Genomic DNA, 7,403 nt, shown 5'->3' on the forward strand with positions numbered 1-7,403 from the left:
CTCGCCGTGAGACGCGAATCGGAGGTGTGACCCATGCCAAAACCACGGGAACGGGACCCCAGCGATAAAATCAAGACTAAAGGCAAAAGCAACGGACGGCCTGCGCGGGACGTCCGCCGCCAGATGACCGCCAAGCTCCGCAAGGAGCTGGTGGAACAGAAACGGGCCGGGCAGGAGCCTGCGGCCGACGTCCAGGCGGCGGATCAGGTGGAGCAGACCGGCGCGGCGGCCTTTGACAAGGTGAGTCGGGAGGCGGAACGCCTTATTGACCGGGCCATCCACCCGGATCACCGCCCCAAGGAGCGGACGGAGGCCGTCAAGGGGGATGGAGGCCGCCCCCAGGAACGCCGGCCCACTGGCAGCTCCGGCCAGGCCGGGCACAACGTAGGCCAAAGGCAGGGCGGCGCGGCTCCTGGGCAGAACGCCGCCCGCCCGTCCGGGGCAAAGACCGGGACGGTGGAGACCGGCCCAGTTTCCAGTTCCATCCCCGGAGAAACAGACACGCCGCCGCCCACACCCCAGGAGCGGATGAAACAGCAGGCGGCAAAGGAGTTGGAGCGCGCCAGACATACCGGGGATTTCCCCCAGGGGCGCGAAGCGCCCCCGGCCTCACCTTACTACGGCGGCCGCCCGCCGGAGGCAGTTTCTCCTAAAAATCACTTCCCTCCCGCAAATCAATCCATCTATCCATCAAATCCATCCTCCAACCGCCCATCCATCAAGGAGCGCCCCCGGCGCTCCGCCGCCCCTAGGGAGAAGCCCCCCGGCGGGGTCTTTACCCCCAAGACCCGCCAGAGGGTGGAACAGGCGGCGCGGAAAGGGGCCGCCGCCGGGAAAGCCACACTCCAGGAAACGGGAAAGCCCGCCGCGAAACGGATCGCGGAGCGCGCCCGCCGCAGGGCCCAGTCCGCTGCCCAAAAGAGCATGGCACAGCGGGCAAAACAGGCCGCCAAGACCGCCGCTGGCCTCTCCAGGAAGGCAGCGGTGGGTGTGACCAAGGCGGTGGCCGCCATGGTCAGCGCTCTGGTGTCCCTGGTGGGCGGCGCGGTGCTGGTGCTGGCCCTGGCGGTGGTGCTGCTGATCGGCGCCCTGCTCGCCTCCCCCTTCGGCATCCTCTTTGCCAACGAACCGTCTAGGGATGCCGTACCCCTCAGCGCCGCCGTCGCCCAGATCAATGTGGAGCTGGCGGACAAACTGACCGACCTCCAGGACGGAAACGGATATGACCGGGTGGATGTTCAGGGCCAGCCCCCGGACTGGAGCGAGGTGGCCGCCGTCTTTGCCGCCAAGACCGCCAGAGCCGAGGACGGGATCGACGTGGCCGCCCTCACCCCGGACAAGGTGGAGCTTTTGAAGAATGTCTTTTGGGATATGTGTGCCATATCTTCCACGGTGGAGACCATAGAACATCCGGCCAGCGGAGACAGGGACGCCTGGACGGAGAAAGTGCTGGTCATCACCATCACCCCCAAAACCGCGGAGGAAATGCGGACGGCCTACGCTTTCACGGAATTTCAGAACCAGTCCCTCACCGACCTGCTGGCCGAGGGCGATTCCTTGGTCGCTCTGCTGGGTGACCTGGCTATCACCCAGGCCGACGCTGTGGAACTGCTGCGGGATCTCCCCGCCGGCCTGGATCCGGAGCGCCGGGCCGTGGTGGAGACCGCCTGCAAGCTGGTGGGGAAAGTCAATTATTTTTGGGGCGGAAAATCCCTGACCATCGGCTGGAATGACGCCTGGGGCACGCTCCGCCAGGTGACGGCGGCGGGCAGCTCCACCACCGGCACCTACCGCCCCTACGGGATGGACTGCTCCGGCCTGGTGGACTGGGTATTTTACAATGTGTCCGGCGGCGAGTACATCATCGGCCACAGCGGAGGGGCCCACGCCCAGCATACCTATTGCGACCCCATCTTCTGGGACGAGGCCCTGCCCGGCGACCTGGTGTTTTACCCGGAGGACTCCCATGTGGGCATTGTGGGCGGCCGGGGCGAGAGCGGCGACCTGCTCATTATTCACTGTGCCTTCAGCGCCAACAATGTGGTCATCACTGGGCTGGAGGGATTTACCTCCATCGGGCGGCCCCACTACTATGGGAACTAAAAAATAAATCTCACGGTGAGACGCGAATCCTGTCGGAATCCAGTCTCACCGTGAGTTCTTTTTTGCCGTTCAGAGGCGCGAAAGCTGCGCTTTTCTCCAGGCGGCAGGTTATTCCGTTAAAATAGATGTATCTTACTTTGCAGGAGGGATGTATCATGCACGAGCATATATTGACGCAGACGCAGCTGTCCGCCTTTGCGGCTCAGCTCCGCCGGGAGGAGAAGTCGGCGGGAACCGCAGAGAAGTACCTGCGGGACGCGGAACGGTTTGCCCGCTGGCTGGAGGGCCGCTCCGTGACGTCGGAGCTCGCCGCCGCCTGGCGGGAGCACCTGACCGCCCAGGGGTACGCCCCGGTGACGGTGAACTCCATGCTCTCCGCCGTGAACCACCTGTTTCGGTTCCTGGGGTGGGAGGAGTGCCGGGTGAAATTCCTGAAAATCCAGAGGCGCACATTTCGGGAGGAGGGCCGGGAGCTCACCCGGCCGGAGTACGACCGCCTGTTGGCGGCGGCCCGGAGGCGGGGGGAGAACCGGCTGGCCCTGCTGATGGAGGCCATCTGCTCCACCGGAGTGCGGGTGAGCGAGGTGAGATATCTCACCGTGGAGGCCGCCAGAGCGGGCCGGGCGGAGGTGCGGCTGAAGGGCAAGATCCGCACCATCCTCCTGCCTGGGAAGCTGTGCCGAAAGCTGTTAAAGTACGCCAAAACGCAAAAAACCGTCTCCGGCGAGATCTTTCTCACCAGAAACGGAACGGGCCTGGGCCGCCGGCAGATTTGGGCGGAGATGAAGCGCCTGTGCAAAGAGGCGGGGGTGGCCCCCACCAAGGTGTTCCCCCACAATTTGCGGCACCTATTCGCCACCACCTTTTACAGAGTGTGCAAGGATATTGTGCGTCTGGCCGACGTGCTGGGCCACAGCTCCATCGACACCACGCGCATCTATCTCATGACCACCGGTGCGGAACACACTAGGCTGCTGGACCGGTTAGGACTGGTATCTTAGTCTGAATCATCATTTTGACCTGTCGAAAGGGTATGCGTGCGCCCGAGAGAGACCGACGGGCCATGAAAACAGAATAAAGCTCCAAAGAAACGGGATAATGGACATGAAAAGAGCAGGCCGCAAAATTTTCCTCTTTTTCGGTCTGGATTTGTGTGCCCTGAGCCCCGAAATGTCTTGTTTTTCCAGGGATGATATGATATGCTAAATTCGTTATGATGTAGTCGAAGGGCGTGTGTTTTCCTCAACTATAGGTCAAAATGATGATTTTGAAAAATGGAAAGAGGGTGAGAGCGTATGAAGGCGCATACACATCAGGATGCCAGAACCTGGAACCCTCTGGAGACAGACCAGGCGCATCAGAGCGCGGTTTCCTGGCAGACAGAGGGACAGCCCAGTCTGGTGATGACCCGAGAGCAGATCACGGAATACATATCTGCTTTGCCGGAGCGGGGATGCGTTCCGGGCTCGGTTAAAAAGTACAAGCACGATCTGCTGAGATTTTATCAGTTCCTGCCAGAGGGAAAACAGATTACCGAAAGTACCTTAAAGGACTGGCGCGCCGATCTTCTGGAGCAGGGCTATGCCCCCCGCACGGTCAACGCGTCTGTCTCCGTTGCAAACAGCTTCCTGTCGTGGCTGGGGCGGAGAGAGCTTCAACTGACCGGCCAGCTGGAGGTGGACGACGTGCAGCCGGAGCTCACCCGCAACGAGTACCTGCGCCTGCTGTCTGCCGCCCGGCATCTGGGCAAGGAGCGGACCTATCTGCTGGTCAAGACCTTCACTGTCCTGGGCCTGAACGTACAGGAGCTGCCCTGCCTGACGGTGGAGGCGATACGGGAGGGCCGGATTCCGGCCCAACCCGGAAGGGCACAGTGCCCGGCGGTGATCCCATCCTGTCTGCAGAAGGAGCTGTTGGACTACGCCCGGCAGGAGCGCACCACCTCCGGCCCCATCTTCGTGACCCGGACGGGAAAGCCTATCAACCGCACCGCAGTCACGGCCTGCGTCCAAAATCTGGCCCCGACCGCCCGGGTGGCGCCGGAGAAGTGCAACCCCCGCTGTCTGCGGAAGCTGTACCTGTCCACGGTGGCCCAGCTGGAGGCCAGCGTGAGAATCCTGCTGGAGCAGAGCCACGAGCGCCTGCTGGAGCAGGAGCAGCTGCTGGTGGGGTGGAATGTGTAGGGAAACCAAGCCGGCAGAAATACCCCCAGCGCAGACTTACTTGATTTAGATAAAGTTCGCCTGCAGCGGCGACACCGGTACATCAACTTCGTGGGTACCTGGAAAATCGAAGAGGAGAGCGAATGAGATGAAAAAGCGAATGTTGGCCGGCCTGATGGCGGCCTGTATCTTATGGACTACGCTGCCGGTCTCTGCCTTCCAGGAGGATGGCCCGGCGGAACCGGCGGCCTCGGCAGTGGCCGACGGGGACACCCGTTACGGTTATAAAAATGTTTTGGGTAAAGATGCCACCTCCACTCAAAACGCCGGGCGGATGTGGGTGGACCACACCGTTTCGACGGCAGATCCACTGACCTTTGATGGGGTTGGTAGTGAACAAATTACACGAGAAGACGGCGAGGACTTCCTGGTCACTTATTCCGCCCTGTCTAGCACCTCGGAGGTGTCGATCCTGCCTGACACCACCCCTTCGGACACGATCTTCGTGCTGGATTTCTCCATGACGATGAATCGGGATATGAACGGAGAGTATGTAACAGATAAGGAGTTTAGTACGACCCGTACCAAGGCCATGCTGGACGCCATGGACGAGACCATTACAACCCTGAAACAGGCCAATGCAGACAATCGGGTGGGGATCGTCACCTTTTGTGGATTAAGCGATGTGCTCCTGCCATTGACAAGACTAGGCGATATCACAGCGGTTGATGAAGATGAGGCAAATGCCGAGATCCCTGTTACAGGTTATCAGGGGGACAAACCAGTAATCTACAAAACGGAGAATCGCTTTTTCTCTGTCAGTAAATCGATACCTGGTGCAAATAATAGAAACTGGGTGCGGTGCAATATTGAGGGTGGCGAGGTCAATATGCTCAGCGACTGGACCAGTATGCAGGCTGGGCTTTACGAGGCCCTGAAGATGTTTCGAGAAGGTTGGCAGGATGGCACTGGGCAAAATTTGAAAAGCCGGCGGGCCAACGTGATCGTGATCACGGACGGCGATTCCAACACCTTGGCAAAGCAAATTGAGAATACGCCGTGGTACAAGAATATGACGACGAATGAGGGCGAATACAATCAGGCAAATGGCGGAAATCTTGCCTTTGCCACTCTTTTGACCGCGGCCTATCTAAAATATGAAGCTGAGCAGAGATATGAAAGCTGCTCCATGTACACCGTGGGCCTGTCTACTACAGAGCTCATGCAGTTGCTTTTGAACCCGTCGAAATACATGGAAGAGCACCCAAATGATACTGTAACGTTAACAAAGAACTTGTGGAGCATATATCAAACAGGGAGCTCTTCCCCTGTCATCAGCGGCATCACTTTCGAGGCCGCTAAAGATGCCAATGGTAGCATCGTCCCTAAGAGCTACGATTATGTCGATGCGTTCTTTGACACCAGCAACGCAGACGAGCTGGCGGACGCCTTCCGAACCATCACCAAGGAAATCATCCTTGCCGAAGCGCAGCCGCCTACCGATGTTCCGGAGGGCGGTGACCCTACAAAGAGCGGCTACGTCACCTATACTGCCCCTCTGGGGGAGTATATGGAAGTGAAGGACGTCAAGTGTATCATTTTCCAAAACCAAGTTTTTAAAGAGAAGAGTACGAGTACATCAGGAAATTGCACTACATATGTGTTTACAGGAGAAGTAGACAGCCCCGTCTATGGTGAAAAATCCCTGTCAGACATTGTAATTCAGGTGGAGCAGGAGGACGGCCCCCACCAGACCGTGACCATCAAGATCCCTGCCAGCGTCATGCCGATGCGCAGCAATACGATCCGGCTGAATTCGGAGAACGAAATTGCGATCCACGAGACAAAGGACGATGCCCCCATGCGCATCGTCTACTCCGTGGGGTTGATGGACGAGGTGGACCGGGAGACCCTGGCCGGCGTCAGCCCGGAATATATTGCGGCAAATACAGCCGATGATGGAACCGTCCTGTTTTACTGCAATGCTTACGACAAACAGGAAATCAGCGGAGGGAAGACCGCCGGAAACGTCACCGCAGAGTTCACCGCTGGGGATACCAACCCCTTTTACTATGCGCCTGCGGGAACGGTGCTGTATACCGATCAAAAAGGCACAGTGGCCACGGAGTATCAAGAAAAAACAGCTTACTACGTCAAGCAGGATTATTACTGTAAAGATGAGAACGGGGTTTCCATCTGTGTACCCGGCTGGCTGGGGCGCAACGATTTGGAGAAGGCCGATACGAAAGTTAAAACGTTGGAAGATGGAAGCCAACAGCTCGTCCTCAGCCGCAGTATCCTGAAAAAGGTTAGCATGAAGGATGCCCGCACTGAGAAAACCGACGAAACGAATCCCAGCAAAACGGCGGATTACTCCTACTATGCGACGGAAAAAGCGGGGAATCTCGGCGAATTTCTTGCCTACCTGGGCAACAACGGCCGCCTGGGGCTGGAAAACCCGCTGGGAGAGCTGACCATCTCCAAAACCGTGCAAGCGGCAGAGGGGGAAGAACTGCCTGAAAACGCAAAAGATACTGAGTTTACGCTAGAGCTGAAAGATGCTCGTGATGACGATGTTCCATTGACCGGAACATTTTTCTGTGAGGTGTACAACAGCGAAGGTCATAATCCCACAAGCGATACAGTGACCTTTGACCAATCTGGAACCGCGTACCTTACAATCAAGAGCGGGCAGGTGATTCGCCTGTTCTTGCCGAAGGGGATCAACATAAAGGTCAGCGAAACGCCGACGAATGGGTATACGGTCTCTTATAAGGACGATAACACAGCTGCGGCAGATGACAAAGGAGAAAATTTTGCAGCGGACACAAACGCGGCGGACATTCAGGTGATTAACACCTTCACGAAAGAGGACGACCCGGAGCCGGGGCCAGATCCCAAACCGGAAACGGGGAGCCTGACGGTTTCCAAAACGGTGGCCGGTAACAACGGAGATACCACAAAGGAGTTCCATTTCACGGTAACGCTGGGTGACACTTTCATCTCCGACACCTACGGTGACATGACCTTTGAAAATGGTGTTGCCTCCTTTGCACTGAAACATGGGGAAAGCAAGACCGCTTCCGGCCTGCCGGTGGATATAACCTATACGGTTGTCGAGCAGGAAGCCGATCAGGA

The 7,403-nt window shown here is 58.2% G+C and carries 4 protein-coding genes; all 4 read left to right on the forward strand.

Annotated features, from left to right (window positions below; all coding sequences use genetic code 11):
- Window positions 1-33 precede the first annotated feature (33 nt).
- On the forward strand, window positions 34-2,103 hold the full coding sequence (locus B5E56_RS14965) for a C40 family peptidase (protein ID WP_242958996.1): 2,070 nt from the start codon (window positions 34-36) through the stop codon (window positions 2,101-2,103).
- A gap of 155 nt (window positions 2,104-2,258) precedes the next feature.
- Window positions 2,259-3,104: a tyrosine-type recombinase/integrase gene (locus B5E56_RS13455; protein WP_087391038.1), complete on the forward strand. Its 846-nt coding sequence runs from the start codon at window positions 2,259-2,261 to the stop codon at window positions 3,102-3,104.
- Between the two features lie 294 nt (window positions 3,105-3,398).
- Window positions 3,399-4,286: a tyrosine-type recombinase/integrase gene (locus B5E56_RS13460; protein WP_087391042.1), complete on the forward strand. Its 888-nt coding sequence runs from the start codon at window positions 3,399-3,401 to the stop codon at window positions 4,284-4,286.
- Window positions 4,287-4,413: 127 nt separating this feature from the next.
- Window positions 4,414-7,403 (forward strand): vWA domain-containing protein (locus B5E56_RS13465; RefSeq protein WP_143383183.1); only part of this gene is annotated, 2,990 nt, incomplete at its 3' end.

It is taken from the genome of Flavonifractor sp. An112, assembly GCF_002161085.1.
GTDB lineage: Bacteria > Bacillota > Clostridia > Oscillospirales > Oscillospiraceae > Flavonifractor > Flavonifractor avicola.